Annotated in this window: 22 protein-coding genes; 11 read left to right on the forward strand and 11 right to left on the reverse strand. The window is 73.9% G+C overall.

From position 1 onward, the window contains the following. Together CCN29_RS24900 and CCN29_RS24905 are read right to left on the reverse strand one after the other, a co-directional pair. Positions 1 to 647, reverse strand: a 647-nt coding sequence (locus tag CCN29_RS24900; RefSeq protein WP_086684590.1) for an N-acetylmuramic acid 6-phosphate etherase, incomplete at its 3' end; no start/stop codon positions are given. 69 nt (positions 648 to 716) lie between these two features. Further along, entirely contained in the window at positions 717 to 1,652 is a 936-nt protein-coding gene (locus tag CCN29_RS24905; RefSeq protein ID WP_031020245.1) for a MurR/RpiR family transcriptional regulator, read from the reverse strand. A gap of 56 nt (positions 1,653 to 1,708) precedes the next feature. Here CCN29_RS24905 and CCN29_RS24910 point away from each other — a divergent pair, with 56 nt between their 5' ends. Together CCN29_RS24910 and CCN29_RS24915 are read left to right on the forward strand one after the other, a co-directional pair. Beyond that, a complete protein-coding gene (locus tag CCN29_RS24910) occupies positions 1,709 to 2,098 on the forward strand; it encodes a DUF8819 family protein (protein WP_031020247.1) in 390 nt (129 codons plus the stop codon). Next, a complete protein-coding gene (locus CCN29_RS24915) occupies positions 2,095 to 2,364 on the forward strand; it encodes a DUF4031 domain-containing protein (protein ID WP_006133863.1) in 270 nt (89 codons plus the stop codon). Before CCN29_RS24910 ends, CCN29_RS24915 begins: the two co-directional genes overlap by 4 nt. Before the next feature lie 66 nt (positions 2,365 to 2,430). On the opposite strand, the gene CCN29_RS24920 is transcribed toward CCN29_RS24915, so the two are convergent. From CCN29_RS24920 to CCN29_RS24935, 4 genes are all read right to left on the reverse strand, one after another. Continuing rightward, on the reverse strand, positions 2,431 to 3,495 hold the full coding sequence (locus CCN29_RS24920) for a GNAT family N-acetyltransferase (RefSeq protein WP_006133862.1): 1,065 nt from the start codon (positions 3,493 to 3,495) through the stop codon (positions 2,431 to 2,433). A 34-nt stretch (positions 3,496 to 3,529) separates the two neighbouring features. Beyond that, entirely contained in the window at positions 3,530 to 4,192 is a 663-nt protein-coding gene (locus CCN29_RS24925; protein WP_031020251.1) for an HD domain-containing protein, read from the reverse strand. A gap of 349 nt (positions 4,193 to 4,541) precedes the next feature. Next, the gene (locus CCN29_RS24930; protein WP_086684592.1) at positions 4,542 to 5,426 is read right to left on the reverse strand and encodes an alpha/beta fold hydrolase; all 885 of its coding nucleotides are present in this window, start codon (positions 5,424 to 5,426) and stop codon (positions 4,542 to 4,544) included. Then, the gene (locus CCN29_RS24935; protein ID WP_086684594.1) at positions 5,423 to 6,325 is read right to left on the reverse strand and encodes a Vgb family protein; all 903 of its coding nucleotides are present in this window, start codon (positions 6,323 to 6,325) and stop codon (positions 5,423 to 5,425) included. The genes CCN29_RS24930 and CCN29_RS24935 overlap by 4 nt, the downstream gene beginning before the upstream one ends. A 206-nt stretch (positions 6,326 to 6,531) precedes the next feature. Between CCN29_RS24935 and CCN29_RS24940 the strand changes: the two genes are divergently transcribed. The 3 genes from CCN29_RS24940 to CCN29_RS24950 all read left to right on the forward strand — a co-directional run bounded on the left by CCN29_RS24940 (position 6,532) and on the right by CCN29_RS24950 (position 8,957). Next, positions 6,532 to 7,413: an alpha/beta hydrolase gene (locus tag CCN29_RS24940; protein WP_086684595.1), complete on the forward strand. Its 882-nt coding sequence runs from the start codon at positions 6,532 to 6,534 to the stop codon at positions 7,411 to 7,413. An 83-nt stretch (positions 7,414 to 7,496) separates the two neighbouring features. Further along, a complete protein-coding gene (locus tag CCN29_RS24945; RefSeq protein ID WP_442538482.1) occupies positions 7,497 to 8,174 on the forward strand; it encodes a maleylpyruvate isomerase family mycothiol-dependent enzyme in 678 nt (225 codons plus the stop codon). 93 nt (positions 8,175 to 8,267) lie between these two features. After that, positions 8,268 to 8,957 carry a copper homeostasis protein CutC gene (locus CCN29_RS24950; RefSeq protein WP_086684599.1) on the forward strand — a complete coding sequence of 230 codons (690 nt, stop codon included), beginning with the start codon at positions 8,268 to 8,270 and terminating at the stop codon, positions 8,955 to 8,957. A gap of 39 nt (positions 8,958 to 8,996) precedes the next feature. Here the strand turns inward: CCN29_RS24950 and CCN29_RS24955 are convergent, their stop codons facing one another. Continuing rightward, positions 8,997 to 11,072 (reverse strand): HelD family protein, encoded by a 2,076-nt coding sequence (locus CCN29_RS24955; RefSeq protein WP_086684601.1) that lies wholly within the window; start codon positions 11,070 to 11,072, stop codon positions 8,997 to 8,999. 137 nt (positions 11,073 to 11,209) lie between these two features. Further along, on the reverse strand, positions 11,210 to 12,166 hold the full coding sequence (locus CCN29_RS24960; RefSeq protein WP_086684603.1) for a helix-turn-helix domain-containing protein: 957 nt from the start codon (positions 12,164 to 12,166) through the stop codon (positions 11,210 to 11,212). 117 nt (positions 12,167 to 12,283) lie between these two features. Here CCN29_RS24960 and CCN29_RS24965 point away from each other — a divergent pair, with 117 nt between their 5' ends. Both CCN29_RS24965 and CCN29_RS24970 read left to right on the forward strand, forming a co-directional pair. Beyond that, on the forward strand, positions 12,284 to 13,222 hold the full coding sequence (locus CCN29_RS24965) for an aldo/keto reductase family oxidoreductase (protein ID WP_086684606.1): 939 nt from the start codon (positions 12,284 to 12,286) through the stop codon (positions 13,220 to 13,222). A 116-nt stretch (positions 13,223 to 13,338) separates the two neighbouring features. Continuing rightward, on the forward strand, positions 13,339 to 13,524 hold the full coding sequence (locus CCN29_RS24970) for a hypothetical protein (RefSeq protein WP_086684609.1): 186 nt from the start codon (positions 13,339 to 13,341) through the stop codon (positions 13,522 to 13,524). 14 nt (positions 13,525 to 13,538) lie between these two features. On the opposite strand, the gene CCN29_RS24975 is transcribed toward CCN29_RS24970, so the two are convergent. Further along, on the reverse strand, positions 13,539 to 14,318 hold the full coding sequence (locus tag CCN29_RS24975) for a GbsR/MarR family transcriptional regulator (RefSeq protein ID WP_442538483.1): 780 nt from the start codon (positions 14,316 to 14,318) through the stop codon (positions 13,539 to 13,541). A 224-nt stretch (positions 14,319 to 14,542) separates the two neighbouring features. Here CCN29_RS24975 and CCN29_RS24980 point away from each other — a divergent pair, with 224 nt between their 5' ends. The 4 genes from CCN29_RS24980 to CCN29_RS24995 all read left to right on the forward strand — a co-directional run bounded on the left by CCN29_RS24980 (position 14,543) and on the right by CCN29_RS24995 (position 17,526). Further along, on the forward strand, positions 14,543 to 15,211 hold the full coding sequence (locus CCN29_RS24980; protein WP_006133850.1) for a DUF4097 family beta strand repeat-containing protein: 669 nt from the start codon (positions 14,543 to 14,545) through the stop codon (positions 15,209 to 15,211). Between the two features lie 46 nt (positions 15,212 to 15,257). Then, positions 15,258 to 16,226: an ATP-binding cassette domain-containing protein gene (locus CCN29_RS24985; protein ID WP_086684615.1), complete on the forward strand. Its 969-nt coding sequence runs from the start codon at positions 15,258 to 15,260 to the stop codon at positions 16,224 to 16,226. Further along, positions 16,223 to 17,035, forward strand: a complete 813-nt coding sequence (locus tag CCN29_RS24990) for an ABC transporter permease (RefSeq protein ID WP_031020265.1) — start codon at positions 16,223 to 16,225, stop codon at positions 17,033 to 17,035. Before CCN29_RS24985 ends, CCN29_RS24990 begins: the two co-directional genes overlap by 4 nt. Positions 17,036 to 17,127: 92 nt before the next feature. Next, positions 17,128 to 17,526 carry a hypothetical protein gene (locus CCN29_RS24995; protein ID WP_006133847.1) on the forward strand — a complete coding sequence of 133 codons (399 nt, stop codon included), beginning with the start codon at positions 17,128 to 17,130 and terminating at the stop codon, positions 17,524 to 17,526. Positions 17,527 to 17,545: 19 nt separating this feature from the next. On the opposite strand, the gene CCN29_RS25000 is transcribed toward CCN29_RS24995, so the two are convergent. Together CCN29_RS25000 and CCN29_RS25005 are read right to left on the reverse strand one after the other, a co-directional pair. Further along, positions 17,546 to 19,189 (reverse strand): DNA repair helicase XPB, encoded by a 1,644-nt coding sequence (locus tag CCN29_RS25000; RefSeq protein WP_006133846.1) that lies wholly within the window; start codon positions 19,187 to 19,189, stop codon positions 17,546 to 17,548. Positions 19,190 to 19,321: 132 nt separating this feature from the next. Then, a partial coding sequence (locus CCN29_RS25005; RefSeq protein ID WP_442538484.1) for a WYL domain-containing protein occupies positions 19,322 to 20,059 on the reverse strand: 738 nt, incomplete at its 5' end.

Consider the following 20,059-nt stretch of genomic DNA (forward strand, 5'->3'; position numbering starts at 1 on the left):
AGCACGAGCTTCTGCGCCGTGCCGGCCTTGAGGCGGGTGGAGCCGGTGAGGAACTCCGGGCCCACGACCACCTCGATGCCGTGCTCGGCCGCCGCCGCGAGCGCGCTGTCCCGGTTGCACGACAGCCCCACGGTGAGCGCCCCGCGCCCGCGGGCGTACGCCACGGCGCCGACCGCGTACGGGGTGCGCCCGGAGGCGGAGACGCCGACCACCGTGTCGTCGGGGGTGAGGCCGATTGCGGCGAGGTCGGACTCGGCCAGCTCGGGGGAGTCCTCGGCGCCCTCGACCGAGGTGACCATGGCGTCCGGGCCGCCCGCGATGAGGCCGACGACGCGCGCCGGGTCGGTGTTGAAGGTGGGCGGGCACTCGGAGGCGTCCAGCACGCCCAGCCGCCCCGCCGTGCCCGCGCCCGCGTAGACGAGCCGCCCGCCGCGCGCCATCCGCTCGGCTATGGCGTCGATCGCGGCGGCGATCGCCGGGACCCGCTCGGCGACGGCGCCCGCGACCGTGGCGTCCTCGGCGTTCATCAGCCGCGCGATCTCGAGGGTCGGCAGCCGGTCGACGTCCGCCAGCTCCGGCCGGAACGCCTCGGTGGTCAGGGTCTCGAGCTGGGAGCGCAGATCACGGTCGCGGGAGGTGGAGGTCATGGGCGGTGTTCTTTCGGTCGGGGCCGGCGGCTGGAACGGCGCTGGAACGGGATACGGCGGGGCCCGCCCTCACGAGCCCCTGCGGGTCGCCCGGTGCCGGTGCGCCAGCGCCTCGTACGACGCCGACAGGGCGGGCGCGGCGGCGTCGTAGGTGCGCTGGGCGACGCCCACGAACAGGCAGTCGACGACCAGCAGCTGGCCCGTACGGGAGGACATCGCGGCCGGGCGCAGCTCGCTCTCGCGGGCCGTGGACGTGGTCAGGACGTGGTCGGCGTACTGCGTGACGGGGCTGTCGGGGCGGCCGGTGACCGCGACCGTCGTCGCGCCGCGCTCGAAGGCCACCCGGAGCGGCTCGATGACGTCCCCGGTGGTGCCGGAGTGGGTGATGGCGATCGCCACGTCCCCGGAGCGCAGCTGCACGGCGTTGGTCACGGCGAGGTGCGGGTCGCTGTGGGCGTGCGCCATCAGACCTATGCGCAGCAGCTTCTGGGTGAGATCCTGGGCGACCAGCCCCGACGCGCCGACGCCGTACACATCGGTGCGGCGGGCGCCCGCGAGGGCGGTCACGGCGGCGGCGAGCTGGACGGTGTCCAGCCCGGCGGCCGTGTCGGCGAGGGTCTGCTGCTCGTCGTAGGCGAGCTTGGCGACGACGTCGGCGATGGGGTCGTCCACGGCGATGTCGGTGGTGATCGCGGGGGCGCGCCCGGACTGCTGCTGGGCGGCCAGGCCGGCCAGGGCGAGCCGCAGGTCGCGGTAGCCCGGGTAGCCGAGCAGCCGGGCCGTGCGGACGACGGTGGCCTCGCTGGTGCCGGTCAGCTCGGCGAGGCCGGTGACCGTGAGCGCCGCGCAGCCGGCCGGGTCGTCGGCGACGGCCTCGGCGACGCGCTGCATGGAGCGCGTCATCGACGGGGCCAGCGTCCGCACCTTGGCCGCGAGGGCGGCGGGCGCGGGCGGAGCGGGTGAGGCGCCGCCGCTCCCGAAAATTTCCTTCACGTCATTGGTCACGATATGAAAGATATTTTCGCCCCGGGCTCCTGGTCAAGAGTGCGCACAATGGGGGCATGGACCCCGAGCGTGAACCCGGCCCTCCTCCGCCCCTGGAACAAGCGTTGCACGCGGCGCGCGCCCTCGTGCTGGCCGACCTCGTCGCGCGCGGGGTCGCCGAGGCCGACGTGGTGTCCCTCGTCGAGGACTCCGTCGCGCACCGCCGCTGGTGGGTCGAGCAGTGGCCGGAGGGCGTCGGCTTCCTGGCCGGTCTGGTCGCGCAGGACGTGCAGGACGCCCTGCTGGAGCGGTACGGACGCTGGCCGCTGTGCCCGGTGTGCGGCAGCGGTGACCCGCACGCGCTGGAGGTCGAGCCGGAGCTGGGTCCCGACCCGCACTGGGTGTGCCACAAGGCGGGCGTGAAGGTAGCGGCGGTCGGCGGACTGGGCGAGGCGGGCCCCTCGTGACGGTCTACATCGACCCGCCCGCCTGGCCCGGGCACGGACGCCTGTGGTCCCACCTGGTGAGCGACGTCTCGTTCGACGAACTGCACCTCTTCGCCGCCGGCCTGGGCGTGCCCCGCCGCGCCTTCGAACGCGACCACTACGACATCCCCGCGCACCGGTACGCGGACGCGGTGCGCGCGGGCGCGGTCGAGGTCAGCAGCCGCGAGGTGGTGCGGCTGCTGCACGGGGCGGGACTGCGGCGGCGCAAGGGGGCGGCCGGGCGGTAGTACGGCGTAGGCCGGGCCGTACGACGTGAGCCTGGCGGTACGACGTAGGCCGGGCGGCGCGGTGGGTCAGGCGGCGCGCAGCTCGTAGGTGATGTGCCCCTCCTGCCGCGACACCTCGGTGAACCCGGCCCGGGTGACGACCTTCTGCGACGGCACGTTCGTCTCCTCGACGACGGCCACCACGGTGTGCACGGCGTCCTGGCCGAGCGCCCACGCCGACAGGGTGCGCAGCGCCTCGGTCGCGTAGCCGTTCCCGCGCGCCTCCACCACCAGGTCGTAGCCGATCTCGACCCGCCCCTCGGCGCCGGGCGGGCCGTGGAAGCCCATCGCGCCCACCGCGCGGTCGTCCTCCCGGCGCACCAGCACGTACATGCCCCACTCCGGGACGAACGCGCCCTCCTCGTACTGCGCGACCCCGATCCCGGCGCCCACCCGCGTGCCCTCCGCGGGCGCCCCGCCCACCCAGGTGAAACCGCCGTCGCCCGCGACGGCCAGGCTCGCGCCGGCCGCCGGGGTGACGCCCTCCAGGTCGAGCCGCTCGGAGTGCAGCACCGGGTTGTTGCACCAGCGCCAGGCGGTCACCGGCTCCCGCCCCGGCAGCTCGCCCCGGCCGGTCGCCCACAGCAGCGTCGGCCAGGGCGCCGGGCCCGGCCGGACGCGCGGGAAGATCCGCGTCAGCACGAACTCGCAGAGCTCGGCGGGCGGTTCGTACGCGACGCCCAGCCCCTCGGCCATGTCGTGTGTGTGCAGCAGCACCTCGGCGACGCCCATCGCGGCGAACCCCTCGCGGTTCGCGTGCCGGAACGGGTACGGGTGGAAGGCGCGCACGGAGCGGGGGGTGGTGCGGACGGCGGCGGCGAGGAGGGCGCCGGTGGTGGTGATCACGTGGAGGAGGCCGGCGTTGCCGGCGGCGTCCAGTCCGTCGTCGGTGCCGTCCACGGTGATCTCGAAGGGCACGTACGCGTCCTGCGCCCGCCCGGCGAGCTGTCCCGCGTACGCGACGAGATCGCTCGCGACGTGCGCGGCCGTCTCGCGGCAGCTCCACTCCAGCCGTCCCGCCCGGACCGCCGTCCAGTCGCGGTCGGTGACCGCCCCCAGGGCCGCCACGCTGTGCGCGACGGCCTGCTCCACCTGTTCCGCTCCTGATGCATGCATGACGGGGAGGCTATGCGGAGGGCGGCGGCGGGGGCGACAGCATTTCCAGCTCGCCGCGCAGGTTGTACCGGGCGGTGGCCTCCCAGTGCTCCTGCCCGTACGGGGTGCGGAACAGGCGGCGCAGGCCGAGGAGTTGACGCAGGACGTCGGCGCGGCCCTCGCGGAAGGCGTCGTTGGGCACGAAGTGGTACTCCTCGCGGACGGCGGCGGTGTAGGCGGCGTACGCCGACGGCGCGGCGGCGAGGATCGCGAGGTCGGCGTCGCACAGCACCTGGCCGTTCCGGTCGCCGTCGGCGGGGTCGTGCGTCACGGTGAGCCGCACCAGCCGGGCGACCTCCTCGGCCTTCGCCGCGGACACCCCGGCCTCCGGCAGCGCGCGCTCGGCGAGCCGGGCGGACCGCTCCTCGTTCTCGGACCGGTCCGGCAGATAGACGGCGTCGTGGAACCACGCGGCGAGCCGTACGACGTCGGGATCGTCGGCGTGCTCCGCCAGCTCGTCGACGCGGTCGAGCACCGCGGTGAGGTGATCCACGGTGTGGTACCGCCGCTGCGGCTCCTGCCAGCGCGCGATCAGATTGTCCGCGTACGGCACGGGGTCCGGCCCCTCCGCGGACCCCCGGGCCTCTTCGAGGGCACGGACGAAACGGGCACGGAGCTCTTGGGTGTCGGCCATGCGCCCATTGTTTCCGGTGCGGGCCCCGACGTCACAGCGGCAGCTCCGCCCGCACCGTCGTGCCGGGCCCGCCGTCCGCGCGCGGCACGACACGGACCCGGTCCGCGAGGCGGCGACCTCCGGGGCTCCCTCGCGGTGTCCCCCTCCTGGCCCGCCGTCGTCGATCACACCAGCCGCTATGACTGACCGGAACCGGACGTCAACAGGGCACAACGGTCGGTTCGACCGTCGGGGAGTGCCTTGGCAGCATCGGCCGTAGCAAACAAGCACGGTGCAGTCGGCTGCACCAGGTCCTGGGGCCGCTCCTTCGGGGGCGGCCCGAGTGCTGTCCGGGCCTCGCCGGCACCCCTCACCCGCCGGTGGACGTCCCGGTCCGCGCCAGCAGGCTGCTCAGGATCGGGCCCGGGTGGGTCCACAGGAGGGAGCCGCCGGCTTCCGGGACCAGATGGCGGCGGGCGCCCGGGATGCGGGTGGCGAGGCGGTGGCCCTGGTCCGGTGAGTGGCCGGTGTCGTGTTCGCCGTACCAGATGTCGACCGGGACGGTGATGTCCGGCAACGCGAACGGCCAGCGCCCCATCGCCAACACCGTGTCGCGGGCGTAACCGGCCGCCGCGCCCTGGGCGAAGCCCTCCTCCAGCGAGCGGCGGTAGGCGTCGGCGAAGCCGGGCTCCTGATAGACCGCCTGGTCCCAGGCGACGCCCGTGGTCGTCACCATCGCCCGCATCGCCTCCGCGTCGAATCCCGCGAAGAACTCCTCCGCCCCGGCCGGATCGGCGGCGACCCTCTCGACGAGCCCCCGCACCTCTGCCGGCAGCGCGGAGGCGAACTCCTCCGCCGCGATCTCGTCCGCGCCGGAGACGACCGCCACCCCGGAGACGACGCCTTCCGCCGCGCACGCGAGGGCGAACGGCGCGCCCTGCGAGTTGCCGACGACGGCCGGGCGTCCCAGCTCCCGCTCCTCCGTGAAGTGGCGGATGTCCTCGGCGAAGTCGGCGAAGTTCCGGCCCGGCGCCGACGTCGACGCGCCGAGTCCCGGGCGGTCCACGGAGATCAGCCGCACCCCGAGCGTCCTGACGGCGTCCGGGCCGAAGCCGAGCCGTCTGCTGGTGGCCGCGCCCGGACACAGCAGCACCGGCGTGCCGTCCGGCGGCCCCCACTCGGCCCACCCGAGGAGGCGTCCGTCGGGCAGGCGGGTCTCACCGAGCCGGGCCGGATCCTCGACGTACGGTGTCATGGCAGCGGCCTTTCCACCCTGGCCACCCCGCCCGTCTCCAGGGCCGTCCACAGGGCGCCGTCCGGGCCCACGGTGATGCCGTGGGGTTCGCAGGACGGGTCCGGCAGGGCGTGTTCGGTGATCTCGCCGGCCTCCGTGACCCGGCCGACGCGGCCCGTGCCCCACTCCGTGAACCAGCACTCGCCGTCGGCCGCCGCGACGACGGCGTGCGGTTTCGCCGCCCGGTCGGGGAGCGGGTACTCCGTGATCCGGCCGTCGGGCGTGATCCGGCCGATGCGGCCCGCCGCGATCTCGGTGAACCACACGGCCCTGCCGTCCGCCGCGATGCCGACCGGCCCGGCGGCGTCGGTGGGCAGGGGGTGCACGGCGGTGTCGCCGTCAGGCGTGAGGCGGCCGATCGCGTTCGCGCCGTTCAGGGTGAACCAGAGCGCCCCGTCCGGCCCCGTCGTGATCGCGGAGGGGAAGCCGCCCTCGACCGGGAGCGCGAACTCGGTGACCTCCCCGTCGACGGTGATCCGGCCGATGCGGTCACCGGCCGTCTCCGTGAACCACAGCGCGCCGTCCGGTCCCGCCGTGATGCCGTACGGACCGCCGTCGGGCGTCGGCAGGGCGAACGACGTCACCAGGCCGTCGACCGTGACACGCCCGATCCTGTGGTCCTGGAGGCGGGTGAACCACAGGGCGCCGTCCGGTCCGGGCGCGATGACCGTGGGACGGCAGTCGGCCGGGTCCAGGGCGTACTCCTCGTACGCGCCGTCGAGACCGAGCCGGGCGACACCGCCCCGGTGGACCAGGGTGAGCCAGAGCGCGCCGTCGAGGCCGGCCGTGATGCCGTACGGCCCGGCCTTGTCGTCCGTGAGGCGGAACTCCCTGACGGAGGGGGTGTGAGGGGACGGCACATCAACTCCTGCGGGGACGGTCACTCCGGCACCCTGTCCGGGCGGGACACCCGGCGCAACCGCATTTCGAACGGGAGGCTGATAACCGCTGGTGCCGGTGATCTCCCGCTGAGTAGTGTGATCCGCCGGAACAGTGAACCGCCCCGTCCTGCCCGCGCGGCGCTCCGGCGGCCCGCCGACCCCTCACCCGAAGGAGACCGGACGTAGTGAGCAGCCAGGTGCAACCGACGTACGTCCTCGTCCACGGCGCCTTCGCCAACTCCTTCTCCTTCGCGCCGCTCCAGGCGGAACTCGGCCTCCTCGGGCACCGTTCCGTCGCCGTCGACCTGCCCGGTCACGGCTTCGCGGCCACCTACACCCGCGCCTACCAGGCGCCGCAGGACCCGGAAGGGCTCGCCACCGCGCCCGGCGCGATCAAGGGCGTCACGCTCGCCGACAACGCCGCGCACCTGATCGGGGTCCTGGAGCGGGCGAAGCGGAACGGCCCGGTGATCCTCGTCTCGCACAGCCGGGGCGGCATCACCGCCACCGCCGCGGCCAACGCGCGCCCCGACCTGATCGACCGCATCGTCTACGTCTCCGCCTGGTGCCCGGTCGCGCTCGACGTCAACGACTACTACGCCGAGCCGGAGATGGCCACGGTCGACGTCGCCTCCCTGGGCCTGGCCGCGGCCGGGAACCCCGCCGAACTCGGCCTGCTGCGCGTCAACTTCCGCACCGCGGACCCGGCGGCCCTCGCGGCGTTCAAGGCGGCCTTTTTCGCCGACGGCACCGACGAGGAGTTCCTGACCTTCCTGAACACCTTCCAGCCCGACGAGAACCTGGACGTCGGCACGTCCGCCGACCGGGCGCAGGCGGCGACCTGGGGCACGATCCCGAGGACGTACGTCCGCCTGGCCGACGACACGAGCCTGCCGCCCGCCCTCCAGGACCGGCTGATCCGCGAGGGCGACGAGCTGACGCCGGACAACTCCTACGACGTCCGCACCCTCCCCGGCAGTCACCTGAAGTGGCTGGTCGACCCGGCGCCGGCGGCCCGCGTCCTCGCCGGGCTCGCGGACCTCCCCGCCCCCTCCGCCCGGCCGTGACGGCCCTCGGCCGGGGGTGACTCCTGCGGCCGTTCCGGGGCGACGACCGTCCCGACGGCGGCCCAGGCCCTAGCGTGGACGGCATGACGACTCCTGCGGATGTGCACGAGGTACGGGACCCAGAACTGTCGGGACGGCTGCTGTCCGTCGAGCGGGACGCGCTGCTCCCGCTGTTGCGGGCGCGCGGCGAGGGCGACTTCGCGTCGCCTGTGGCGGCGTGTCCGGGCTGGACGGTGCGGGACGTGCTGGCGCACTGCTCGGCGGCGCTGTCGCGGGTGGTGGAGAGCCGGTACGACAAGGACGTGTTCTCGCCCGCCAGCAACCAGCGGGACATCGACGAGCGGGCCGGCTGGACGATCACGGAGATCCTCGACGAGCTGGACCGCGGCATGGCCGAGGCCGGTCCGGTGATCGCGAAGGCGGGCGGGCCGCTGGACGGGGTGGCGCTCGGCGAGTGGGTGCACGCCGGGGACGTGCGCGTCGCACTCGGGGAGCCGGGCGCGTACGCGGGCGCGGGGCTGCCGTTCGCGCTCGCCCTGCTGGCGCAGGTCACCAGCGCGCGGGGGCATCTGCCGCTGCACGCCGACCTGGACGACGCGGACGAGCCGGTACGGCTGGGCGACGTCTCCGGGGAGCGGCCCCCGGCGCGCTTCATCGGGGACGGTCCGACGCTGGTGCGGCTGTACGCGGGGCGCCCGGTGGACGGGGTCGCCTACGAGCTGGCCGGGGCGGACGCGGCGGAGCTGAACATCTTCGGCTGACCGGCGGGTGGGCAGCCGCGGGCCCGTGGCCAGGCGTAGTCTTGGATTGGACTAGACCTGTAGGAGCCGTTCCGAGCCGACGAATGGGGCCCCATGAGCAAGCGTGCAGTCCTGGAGGTGATCGCCCTCGACGTCGAGGACGCCGTCGCCGCCCAGGCCGGAGGTGCGGACCGCCTCGAACTGGTCACCGACATGGCCGCGGACGGGCTGACCCCGGCGGTGACGACGGTGACGGGGATCCGCGCGGCCGTGGACATCCCGGTCCGGGTCATGCTCCGCCTCACGGACGGCTTCGCGGCGGGCGCCGTGGAACGGCTGGTCGCCGCCGCGTGCGAGATGCGGGAGGCGGGGGCGGAGGAGTTCGTCCTCGGCTTCCTCGACACGGACGGCCAGGTGGACCTGGCGGCGGTGGAGCGGCTCGCGGCCGAGCTGGAGGGCTGCCGGTGGACCTTCCACCGCGCCATCGACCACGCGGCGGACCGCGACGCCCTGCGCAAGCAGCTCGCGGACCTCCCCGGCCTGGACACCTACCTGACCGCGGGCGCGGCGGCCGGCGTGGACGAGGGCCTCCCGGTCCTCCTCACGGAGGCGGCCCGGCGCGGAGAGCCCGGCTACGGCCAGCACCTCCTGGTGGGCGGCGGCCTCCGCCTGGACCACGTACCGGCCCTGCGGGACGCGGGCGTCGACGCCTTCCACATCGGCGGCGCGGCCCGCCCGGGGGGCTGGACCACCCCGGTCTCGGCGGACGCGGTGGCCCGGTGGCGGACGGTGCTGGGGGAGTAGGGCCCCTCGGAGGCGCGGGGTGGGGGCCGCTGTGGGGCCTCAGGTCAGCTGCGCCGGCAGTGGTGCCCCGTGGGTGATGATCAGGCCCGACACCGCTCGGGTCAGGGTGACGTACAGGCGGCGCAGGCCCGTGCGTTCGTCCGGTTCCGCGTCCACGACCGCCTGGGGTTCGTCCAGGAGGACGTAGTCGTACTCCAGGCCCTTCGCCAGGGAGGCCGGGACCAGGGTGAGGCGGGTCGACTCCGTCGTCTCCTCGCCGGGGGCGACGTGGGGCAGGCCCGCCGCGGCCAGGGCGTCCGTCAGGGCCGGGATGCGCGGGTCCGCCGCGATCAGGCCCACCGAGCCCTCGCGGGACAGCAGTTCGCGGCACGCGGCGATCACGTCGTCCGGGCCTGAGGAGCCGCGCACCTCGAAGAAGCCCGGGTTCTCGCGGATGGACGCGACCGGGGTGAGCCCCGGGGCGATGTGCGGGAGCAGCCGGGACGCGTACGTGATGACGTCCGTGGGGACACGGAAACCCGCCGTCAGCTCCTCGACCACCGCGTCCGGCTTGCCCAGGTGGGCCAGGGCCTCCTCCCAACTGCGCGTCGCCCACGGCGTGGTGCCCTGCGCCAGGTCGCCGAGGACGGTCGCCGAGCCGGTCGTGCAGCGGCGGCCCACCGCCCGGTACTGCATGGGGGAGAGGTCCTGCGCCTCGTCGAGGACGACGTGGCCGAGCGACGGCGTGCGCCGGATCAGGTCCGCCGCCTCGTCGATCAGCACCGTGTCCGCCGCCGACCACTTCGCCGACTTCACCGAGCGGGCCGGCTTCGCCCAGAGGATCGCCTTCCGCTCCTGCTCGTCGAGCAGCCCTTCCGCGTGCTCCGCCAGGAACTCCGCGTCGCCCAGCAGCCGCAGCACCAGCTTCGCCGGGTCCACGGCCGGCCACACCGCCTTCACCGCGGCCTTCACCGCCGCGTTGCGCGCCACCGCGTCCTGCACCCGGTCGTCCGGCGCCTCGCCCGCCCGCTCCATCTGCACGAGCACCGCGTGCGCGATCCGCTGCGGCAGCGCCTCGCGGGCGGCCCCGTAGCGGATGTCCCGGTCCAGCAACTGCCGCACGATCTCCTCGAGTTCGTACGCCGGGACCCGCCAGCGCCGGGAGCCGCGCACGACGACGACCGGCTCGGTGGGCATCGTGACGTGGGAGTAGAGGGCCCGGCGCAGCACCTGAGCCATGCGCGCGTCGCCCTTGACCGTCGCCGCCGTCGCGTCGTCCGTCCCGCGCACCTCCACGTGCGCCACCAGGTCGTCCACCGTGGCCTGGGCGACGGTGAGCTCACCCAGGGCCGGGAGCACCTGCTCGATGTAGTGGAGGAAGGAGCGGTTCGGGCCGACGACCAGCGTGCCCGTGCGGGCCAGCCGCTCGCGGTGCGCGTAGAGGAGGTACGCGACCCGGTGCAGGCCGACGGCCGTCTTCCCGGTGCCGGGACCGCCCTGCACGCACACGCTGCCCGACAGCCCCGACCGTACGATCTCGTCCTGCTCGGGCTGGATCGTCGCGACGATGTCCCGCATCGGGCCGACGCGCGGACGCTCGATCTCCTGCTGGAGCAGCTTGCTGGTGGTCGCCGCCTCGGCGGGGTCGGAGAGGTGCTCGTCCTCGTACGCGGTGAGGTCGCCGCCGGTGTAGCCGAAGCGGCGGCGCAGCCCGACGTCCATCGGGTCCTTCTTGGACGCCCGGTAGAACGGCTGCGACACCGGCGCACGCCAGTCGATCACCATCGGGTCGCCGTCCGCGTCGTGCACATGCCGGCGCCCGATGTGCAGTGTCCGATAAGCAGCCTCCGGCTGCGGGCGCTCCCCCTCCGCGCCCTCCGCCTGCTCGGCGCCCGGCGCGTGCAGGTAGTCGAGGCGGCCGAAGAACAGCGGGGTGTCGCTGAGGTCGGCCAGCGCCTTGATGCGCTCCTCGACCTGGTGCTGGAGCACCTGCGTGTTCACCCAGTTGGCGGTGACGTCACGGATGTCGAGCGCCTCCACGTCCTCCCGCATGGCACGCAGGGCGGCACGGGACGCGGAGAGGTGGGAGCGTTCGCGGGCGAGGGGGTCGTCGGCGGGGGCGGCGGGGTCGTTCACGGGCTCGTCTACGGGCGTGGACGCGGACAAGGGGGAGCCTCCGGGGTACCTGCTGCGGGTGTGCTGCGCGGAAGGAATGCCGGCCGGTTTCCGTCCGGACGGCGGCGCTCCGTGAGGGAGGCGGGAAGAGCGGGATTCTAGGTCGTGCGGCGAGGGCCGTCCAAACGGTTTTCCGGGCGGCCGGTACGCGGGTCCGCGCCGGACGCCTCACGCCGCACCGGCTCCGCCCACTGCGCCGGCTCCGCCCACTGCGCCGGCTCCGCCCTGCGCGCCGGCCCCGTCGTCGTCAGGGACGCCAGCAGCGCCAGCCGCTCCGCGTCCTCGCTGCCCGGCGCCGCGTGGTACGCCGCGAGCGCCAGCCCGTCCGGGCCGTCGACGTCCAGCTTGGACAGCGTGAGGCTCAGCTCGCCGACCAGCGGGTGGTTCATCCGGATCGGCTTGTCCACGACCGGCCGCACGTCGTGCCGGGCCCACACCTTCCGGAACTCCGCGCTCGCCAGCGACAGTTCGCCGACCAGCCGCATCACCCGGGGATCGTCCACATCCGTTCCCAGCCGCCGCCGGAACACGGCGACGCACTGCGCGGCCGTCGCGGACCAGTCCGCGTGCAGATTCCGCTCGGCGGGGTCGAGGAAGAACGACCGCAGCCGGTTCTCACCCACCCGCACGGTCGGCACCAGCGCCGTGGCCAGCGGGTTCACCGCGATCACGTCGAGGGTCCGGTCCGTCACGAACGCCGGCAGCCCCACCGACTCCAGCAGCTGCGCCGTGGCCGGCGGGACGGCGGGCCGCCGGGCCGGGCGCCGGCGGGAACGCGGCCGGGGCGCGGCCAGCTGGTGGAGGTACGCCGTGGCGGTGTCGTCCAGCAGCAGCACCCGGGCGAGCGCGTCGAGCACCTGCGCCGACGGATTGCGGTCGCGGCCCTGCTCCAGCCGCAGGTAGTAGTCGGAGCTGATGCCGGCGAGCAGGGCGACCTCCTCGCGGCGCAGTCCCGGCACCCGGCGCACACCGTGGGACGGCAGGCCCAGGTCGTCCGGCGTCACCAGCTCCCGGCGCGCCCGGAGGTAGTCGCCGAGCCGGTTCTCCTCAGACATGTGTTCCCGCCATGCGTTCCAGCGTAAGCGCGCGGGGCGCCGTCCTCCCTGGTCCTGTCACTCCCAGGATCGGCGAGGAACTGGGCGGACCGCCGCCCCCGGCGGACCGTGGGGGACATGACCACACCACGCACCACGACCACGGCCACGGCCACGGCCACGACGGACTCCACCCCCGCCCTCCCCGGCGGCACCTGGACGATGGGCGACCTGACCGTCACCCGCTTCGGCTACGGCGCCATGCAGCTCGCCGGTCCCGGCGTGATGGGCCCGCCGGCCGACCACGAGGGCGCCCTCGCCGTGCTGCGTGAGGCCGTACGCCTCGGCATCACGCACATCGACACCGCCGACGCCTACGGCCCGCACGTCACCAACCGGCTCATCCACGAGGCCCTGCACCCCTACCCGGACACCCTGCACGTCGTCACCAAGGTCGGCGCGCGGCGGGACGCCGACGGCGGCTGGCCCCCGGCCCGCGAACCCGACGACCTGCGTCGCGCCGTCCACGACAACCTCCGGACCCTCGGCGTCGACACCCTCGACCTGGTCAACCTGCGCCTGGGCGACGCCACGGGACCGCGGCCGGGCTCACTGGCCACCGCGTACGAGACGCTCGTCGCGCTCCAGCAGGAGGGCCTGATCCGGCACCTCGGCCTCAGCAACGCGACCCCCGAGCAGATCGCCGAGGCGGAGACCATCGCGCCGTTCGTCTGCGTCCAGAACCTCTACAACCTCGCCCACCGCCACGACGACGCCCTCGTCGACCGGCTTGCCGAACAGGGCGTCGCGTACGTGCCGTTCTTCCCGCTCGGCGGGTTCACACCGCTCCAGTCCGCCACGCTGTCGCGGGTGGCCGAGCGGCACGGCGTGCGGCCGATGGCGGTCGCGCTCGCCTGGCTGCTGCACCGCTCGCCGAACATCCTGCTGATCCCCGGCACGTCGTCGGTGGCGCACCTGCGGGAGAACGTCGCCGGTGCGGGCCTCGCCCTGACCGAGGAGGACCTGGCCGCGCTCGACACGATCGGGGGTGGCGACCAGGGGCGGCCCACCCCCTAGGGGACACCCCGTCCTGCCTGAGGGGGACGGCTCGTTCCGCAGACGTACGCGGCGGCCCCGGGGCTCGGTCCCGTGGGCCGATGCCGCTACCGGGGCCGGAGCGCAACCATGGAGGTATGAGCGCAGCGACCATCCATCCCGCCACGCCGCCGGCCCGCCCGGCCGGCGCGACCCCGGTCCAGGGCAGTCACCCGCACCGCCTCGGTGATGCCCTGCGCGCCGTCAAGGTCTTCCTCGGAGCCGCCTTCGACGTGGTTCTCCTCGGCGAGTACGGCGAGGAGGCGGGCGTCCGCCACCGGTAGGCGGCGCCGGGCGGCTACCCCTGGTCCGGGCGCGGCCCGGCGGGGTCGTCCGGGGCCGCGTCGGCCTTGTCGCCCGGCGCCGTCGCGGGGTTGGCGAAGAGAACCTCACGCGCCTGTTCGGACGCGCGGAGCATCGTCTCGGCCACGAAGTCGAGGAAGCGGGCGGCGTTCTCCAGCCGTACGGCGGCCGGTGTGCCGCGTCCCATGACGGCGACGCCCTGCCGTGAGGTCTCGGCGACCTGGGCGGTGGACCGGGCGCTGGCCACCATCGACTGGTACCAGATGTCCTCGTCGAAGCCGTAGCGCTCACGGCGCCCCTCGTCGCGGAACCGGCGGACGAGATCCTGGCTCTCCAGGAACGTGATCGCCTTGGAGATGGACGCCGGGCTGACCTCGAGGCGCTCGGCGAGCTCGGCGGCGGTGAGGCTCCCGCTGTCGGAGAGGGTGAGGCAGGCCATCACCCGGGCCATCATCTTGGGTGTGCCCGACGCTATGAAGACGGTGGTCAGCGTCTCCTCGTACGCGCGCACCGCCTCCGGGTCGCGCCCGTAGTCCTCGGTGAGCGTCTCCGACCCCCGGGGCGCGGCGCGTTTGCGCCGGTGCGCCCGGCGTTCGGTCGCGCGGTGGGCCAGGTCCGCGCGGTAGCCGGCGGGTCCGCCGTTGCGCATCACCTCGCGGGTGATCGTCGAGGTGGGGCGGTCCAGGCGCCTGGCGATCTCCGCGTAGGCGAGCCCGTCGGCCAGTCCCGTCGCGATCTGCTGGCGTTCCTGCTGGGTGAGCCTGCCTCCCGGCAACGCGGCCTCCTTCGTGGTCCGTGACGCCGTCAGCATAGCTTTCGCTTCATTCCATTGCAACGGTTTCCTCTTGTGTTGTTGCGTTATCTTCTCATCTGTTGCAACGATTTTGATGCTCTGAACTGGGTAAAGACATTTTATGTGCAACGAAGTAGTTGCCGCACCTATGAATGCAACGTAGCGTTTCCGGTGTCAGAAACGACAACGCACCGAAGGAGCGCACGATGCGATTCGACACCCCGGCCCCCGTCTCCGTCCTCTTCGACGTCCCCGCCGGCCACCTCCGCTTCATCGCCGCCGACCGGGCCGACACCGTCGTCGAGGTCCTGCCCGCCGACGCCAAGAAGAGCCGTGACACGAAGGCCGCGGAGCAGACCACGGTCCACTACGGCGACGGCGTCCTGCGGATCCAGGGCCCGTCCGCCACGAACACGCTCATCGGCCCGTCCGGCGCCGTCGAGATCACCGTCAAGCTGCCCGCCGGCTCCCACGTCGAGGGCAAGGCCGCCGGCGCGGAGCTCCGGGGCGTCGGACGCCTCGGCGACGTCACCTTCGAGGGCGCGCAGGGCCCGGTCAAGCTCGACGAGACCGCGAGCGCCCTCCTCACCGTCCTCGACGGCGACATCTCGGTCGGCCGGCTGGGCGGCTCCGCCGAGATCAGCACCCAGAAGGGCGACATCCGCGTCACCGAGGCCGTGCGCGGCACGGTCACCCTGCGCACCGAGCACGGTGACATCTCCGTCGGCGCCGCCCCGGGCGTCTCCGCCTCCCTGGACGCCGGCACCGGTTACGGCCGGATCCGCAACACGCTCAACAACACCGCCGGGGCCGCCGCCGCCCTCACCGTCCACGCGACCACCGCCTACGGCGACATCACCGCCCGCAGCCTGTGATCCCCCACGACCGCAAGCACCCCAAGCACCCCAAGGAGACCCCCTCATGACCGGCTTGGCCATCGCGGCGAACGGGCTGCGCAAGTCCTACGGCGACAAGACCGTCCTCGACGGCGTCGACCTCACCGTCCCGGAAGGCACGATCTTCTCCCTGCTCGGCCCGAACGGCGCGGGCAAGACCACCGCCGTCAAGATCCTCTCCACCCTGATCACCGCGGACGCCGGCGACGTGCGCGTCGCCGGCCACGACCTCGCCGCCGACCCGCAGGCCGTCCGCGCCGCGATCGGCGTCACCGGGCAGTTCTCCGCCGTCGACGGTCTGATCACCGGCGAGGAGAACATGCTCCTGATGGCGGACCTCAACCACCTCTCCAAGGCCGAGGGCCGGCGGGTCGCCGCCGAACTGCTGGAGCGGTTCGACCTCGCCGACGCGGCGAAGAAGCCCGCCTCCACCTACTCCGGCGGCATGAAGCGCCGCCTCGACATCGCCATGACCCTGGTCGGCGACCCGCGGATCATCTTCCTGGACGAGCCGACCACCGGCCTCGACCCCCGCTCCCGCCACAACATGTGGCAGATCATCCGCGAACTCGTCACCGGCGGCGTCACCGTCTTCCTCACCACCCAGTACCTGGAGGAGGCCGACGAACTCGCCGACCGCATCGCTGTCCTGCACAACGGCACCATCGCGGCCGAGGGCACCGCCGAGCAGCTCAAGCGGATCGTCCCCGGCGGCCACGTCCGCCTCCGCTTCACCGACCCGGCCGCCTACCGCACCGCCGCCGCCGCGCTGACCGAGGCGTCCCGCGACGACGACGCCCTCGCCCTCCAGCTCCCCAGCGACGGCACCCAGCGCGAACTGCGCTCCGTCCTCGACCACTTGGACGCCGCCGGCATCGAGGCCGACGAACTGACCGTGCACACCCCCGACCTCGACGACGTGTTCTTCGCCCTGACCGAAGCCGCCGCCGTCCCCGCCCCGTCCGCCGCCCCCTCGAAGGAGACCGTCCGATGAGCGCCGTCCGGACCGCCGCCCGCCCGAGCCGCCTCTCCCTCGCCCTGCGCGACTCGGCCACGATGGTGCGCCGCAACCTGCTGCACGCGCGCCGCTACCCGTCCCTCACGCTCAACCTGCTGCTCACCCCGGTCATGCTGCTCCTGCTCTTCGTGTACGTCTTCGGCGACGTGATGAGCGCGGGGCTCGGCGGCGGCGGCCGGTCCGCGTACGTCGCCTACCTGGTGCCGGGGCTGCTGCTGATGACCATCGGCTCCACCGCGATCGGTACCGCGGTGTCGGTATCGATGGACATGACCGAGGGCATCGTGGCCCGCTTCCGCACCATGGCCATCCACCGCGGCTCGGTGCTCGTCGGGCACGTCGTCGGCAGCGTGCTGAAGGCCGTCCTCAGCGTGGTCGTCGTGGGCGCGGTCGCCGTCGCGATCGGCTTCCGCTCGACGGACGCCACGGCGCTGGAGTGGCTGGCCGCCCTCGGCCTGCTGGTGCTGTTCGCGACGGCGCTCACCTGGATCGCGGTCGGCATGGGCCTCGGCGCCCCGAACGCCGAGGCCGCCAGCAACAACGCCACCCCGCTGATCCTGCTCCCGCTGCTGTCCAGCGCCTTCGTGCCGGTCGAGGGGATGCCGGGCTGGTTCCAGCCGGTCGCCGAGTACCAGCCGTTCTCGCCGGCCATCGAGACCCTGCGCGGGCTGCTGCTCGGCAGCGAGATCGGCCACAACGGGTGGCTGGCCGTGGGCTGGTGCGTGGCCCTGACGGTGCTCGGCTGGTTCTGGTCGACCGCGTCCTTCGCCCGCGACCCGAAGTGAGGCGAACGCCCTTCGACATGAGTACGAGTACACCCGCCCAGATGAGCAGCGGCCCCGGTGCGACAGTCGCCCGGGGCCGCTTCACTGGCCGTATGAGCCTCGACGACGCCTCCGCCTACGCCCCGCCGGCCCGGCGGGACGGGTCCGAACGGCCCGGATCCGAACGGGACCCCCACGCCCGGGTGGCTCCCGCCGTCGCCACCGTGCTCGGCCTGCTGCTGGCACCGCCCGCGCTGTTCTTCTGGGGACTGTCCGACATGGCGACGGACAGCTGCGGCCCCGACGACTGCTCCCCGGAGCTGACGAGCGCCCTGGACGTCGTGGACGGCGCCCTGCTGCTCGGCGGGCCGCTCGGGCTGGCCGCCTGGGTCGCCGCGTGGCTGCTGCCCCGGACCCGCCGCTGGGCCGTGCCGCGCCTCTGGCTGGCGGGGCTGTCGCTGCTGCCCTGGCCGGTCGTGATCACGCTGGTGGCCGGCCTGCCCCCGGGGTGACGACCGCCCCGCGGAGCGCTCAGCTCTCCGCGAGCAGCTCGTCCGCGTCGACGATCCGGTAGGCGTAACCCTGCTCGGCCAGGAACCGCTGGCGGTGCGCCGCGAAATCCTGGTCGATGGTGTCGCGGGCGACCACCGAGTAGAAGTGCGCCTGGTGGCCGTCCGCCTTCGGCCGCAGCACCCGGCCGAGCCGCTGCGCCTCCTCCTGCCGGGAGCCGAAGGTGCCGGACACCTGGACGGCGACCGTCGCCTCCGGCAGGTCGATGGAGAAGTTCGCGACCTTCGACACCACCAGCACGCTCAGTTCGCCCTGCCGGAACGCCTCGAACAGCTTCTCCCGCTGCGCGTTGGACGTCTCGCCCTTGATGACCGGCGCGTCCAGATGCTCGCCGAGCTCGTCGAGCTGGTCGATGTACTGCCCGATGACGAGGATCTGCTGCCCCGCGAACCGCCGGACGATCGCCTCCGTCACCTTCTGCTTGGTGGCGGTCGTCGAGCAGAACCGGTACTTCTCCTCCTGCTCGGCCGTCGCGTACGCCAGGCGCTCGGAGTCCGTGAGGTTGACGCGGACCTCCACGCAGTCCGCGGGCGCGATGTAGCCCTGCGCCTCGATCTCCTTCCACGGCGCGTCGAACCGCTTCGGACCGATCAGCGAGAACACGTCCGACTCACGCCCGTCCTCCCGCACCAGCGTCGCGGTCAGGCCGAGCCGGCGCCGGGCCTGGAGGTCGGCGGTGAACTTGAAGACGGGCGCGGGCAGCAGATGCACCTCGTCGTAGACGATCAGACCCCAGTCGCGGGAGTCGAACAGCTCCAGGTGCGGGTAGACGCCCTTCCGCTTCGTCGTCAGCACCTGGTACGTGGCGATCGTGACGGGCCGGATCTCCTTGCGCGTCCCGCTGTACTCACCGATCTCGTCCTCGGTCAGCGACGTCCGCTTGACCAGCTCGTGCTTCCACTGGCGGGCCGAGACGGTGTTCGTCACGAGAATCAGCGTGGTCGACTTCGCCTGCGCCATCGCGCCCGCCCCGACCAGCGTCTTGCCCGCGCCGCAGGGGAGGACGACGACACCGGAGCCGCCGTGCCAGAAGTTCTCCACGGCCTGCTTCTGGTACGGGCGCAGCGCCCAGCCGTCCTCGGCCAGCTCGATCGGGTGCGCCTCGCCGTCCACGTACCCGGCGAGGTCCTCGGCCGGCCAGCCCAGCTTCAGCAGGGTCTGCTTGATCTGCCCGCGCTCGGAGGGGTGCACGGCGACGGTGTCCGGGTCGATGCGGGCGCCCACCAGCGGGGCGATGCGCTTGGAGCGCAGCACCTCCTCCAGGACCGGGCGGTCGGTGGTGGTGAGGACGAGGCCGTGCGCCGGGTGCTTGACCAGGCTGAGCCGGCCGTAGCGGTCCATGGTCTCGGCGATGTCGACGAGCAGCGCGTGCGGCACGGGGTAGCGGCTGTACTGCACCAGCGCGTCGACGACCTGCTCGGCGTCGTGGCCGGCCGCGCGGGCGTTCCACAGGCCCAGCGGGGTCACCCGGTAGGTGTGGATGTGCTCCGGGGCCCGCTCCAGCTCGGCGAACGGCGCGATGACGCGACGGCAGTCGTCGGCCTGCTCGTGGTCGACCTCGAGGAGCAGGGTCTTGTCGGACTGGACGATGAGCGGACCATTCACGCGCGGCTGCCTTTCTGCGACGGGCTCGGCACGGGCCGGGCACTGCACGGCCAAACGTCCAGTTTGCCTGATGACATTCCAAGCCGTCCCCACACCGACGGGCCCCGGCCCCCGTGACCTTCACCACCGGCGTCAGTCCGCCAGCTCCGCCACCCCCGTGATCCGGTGCAGCGGATACGTCCGCACCTCGTCCGCCGTGTGGTCGTACGCCGTCACGAACCCGCCCTCGACCCGGATCGGCGCGATGACCCGCTGACTGGCCGCCCCCTCCGCGTTGACGTACCCGATCCACACCGTGTCGTTCGTGAGCACGGCGGCCTGAAGGGTGGCCAGGGTGTCCGCGGCGGAGGTGCGGGGCAGCTCACCCGGCGCCGAGCCCGCCGCCTCGCCGCCCACCGGCCTGCGCGGCGCCATGGACGCGAGATCACCCGCCCGGACCGCGCGGACCGCCGCCGCGAGCAGCGTGTCGTCCGGCACGGGCGGCCCGTCCGGCACCGGCGCGGGAGGCGTGCGCGGAGGCGTGCGGTACGCGTCAGCGCGGGCGATCAGCACATCGCCCTCCGCGGACTCCGCGGCCGGCGCGAACCCCATCGCGCGCAGCCCCTCCAACAGCGCCGCCGGGTCGGTCCGCGCGGCCAGCACCGTCGGGGCGAGCCGCCGCAGGCCCAGCCCCGCCGCGCGCTTGTCGGCCAGGATCTCGTTCAGCACCGCGTCGTCGTCGCACCGCACGTACGACGAGGCGGCCCCCACCCGCAGATGCCCGTGCCGCCGGGCCACATCGTCGATCAGATACGCCAGCGGCTGCGGCACCGGCGTCCGCGAGTGCGCGGCGAGGAAGGCGTGCAGGTCGGCGGCGGACCGGCCGGCGTC

This window comes from Streptomyces pseudogriseolus, assembly GCA_002154585.1.
Lineage (GTDB): Bacteria > Actinomycetota > Actinomycetes > Streptomycetales > Streptomycetaceae > Streptomyces > Streptomyces pseudogriseolus.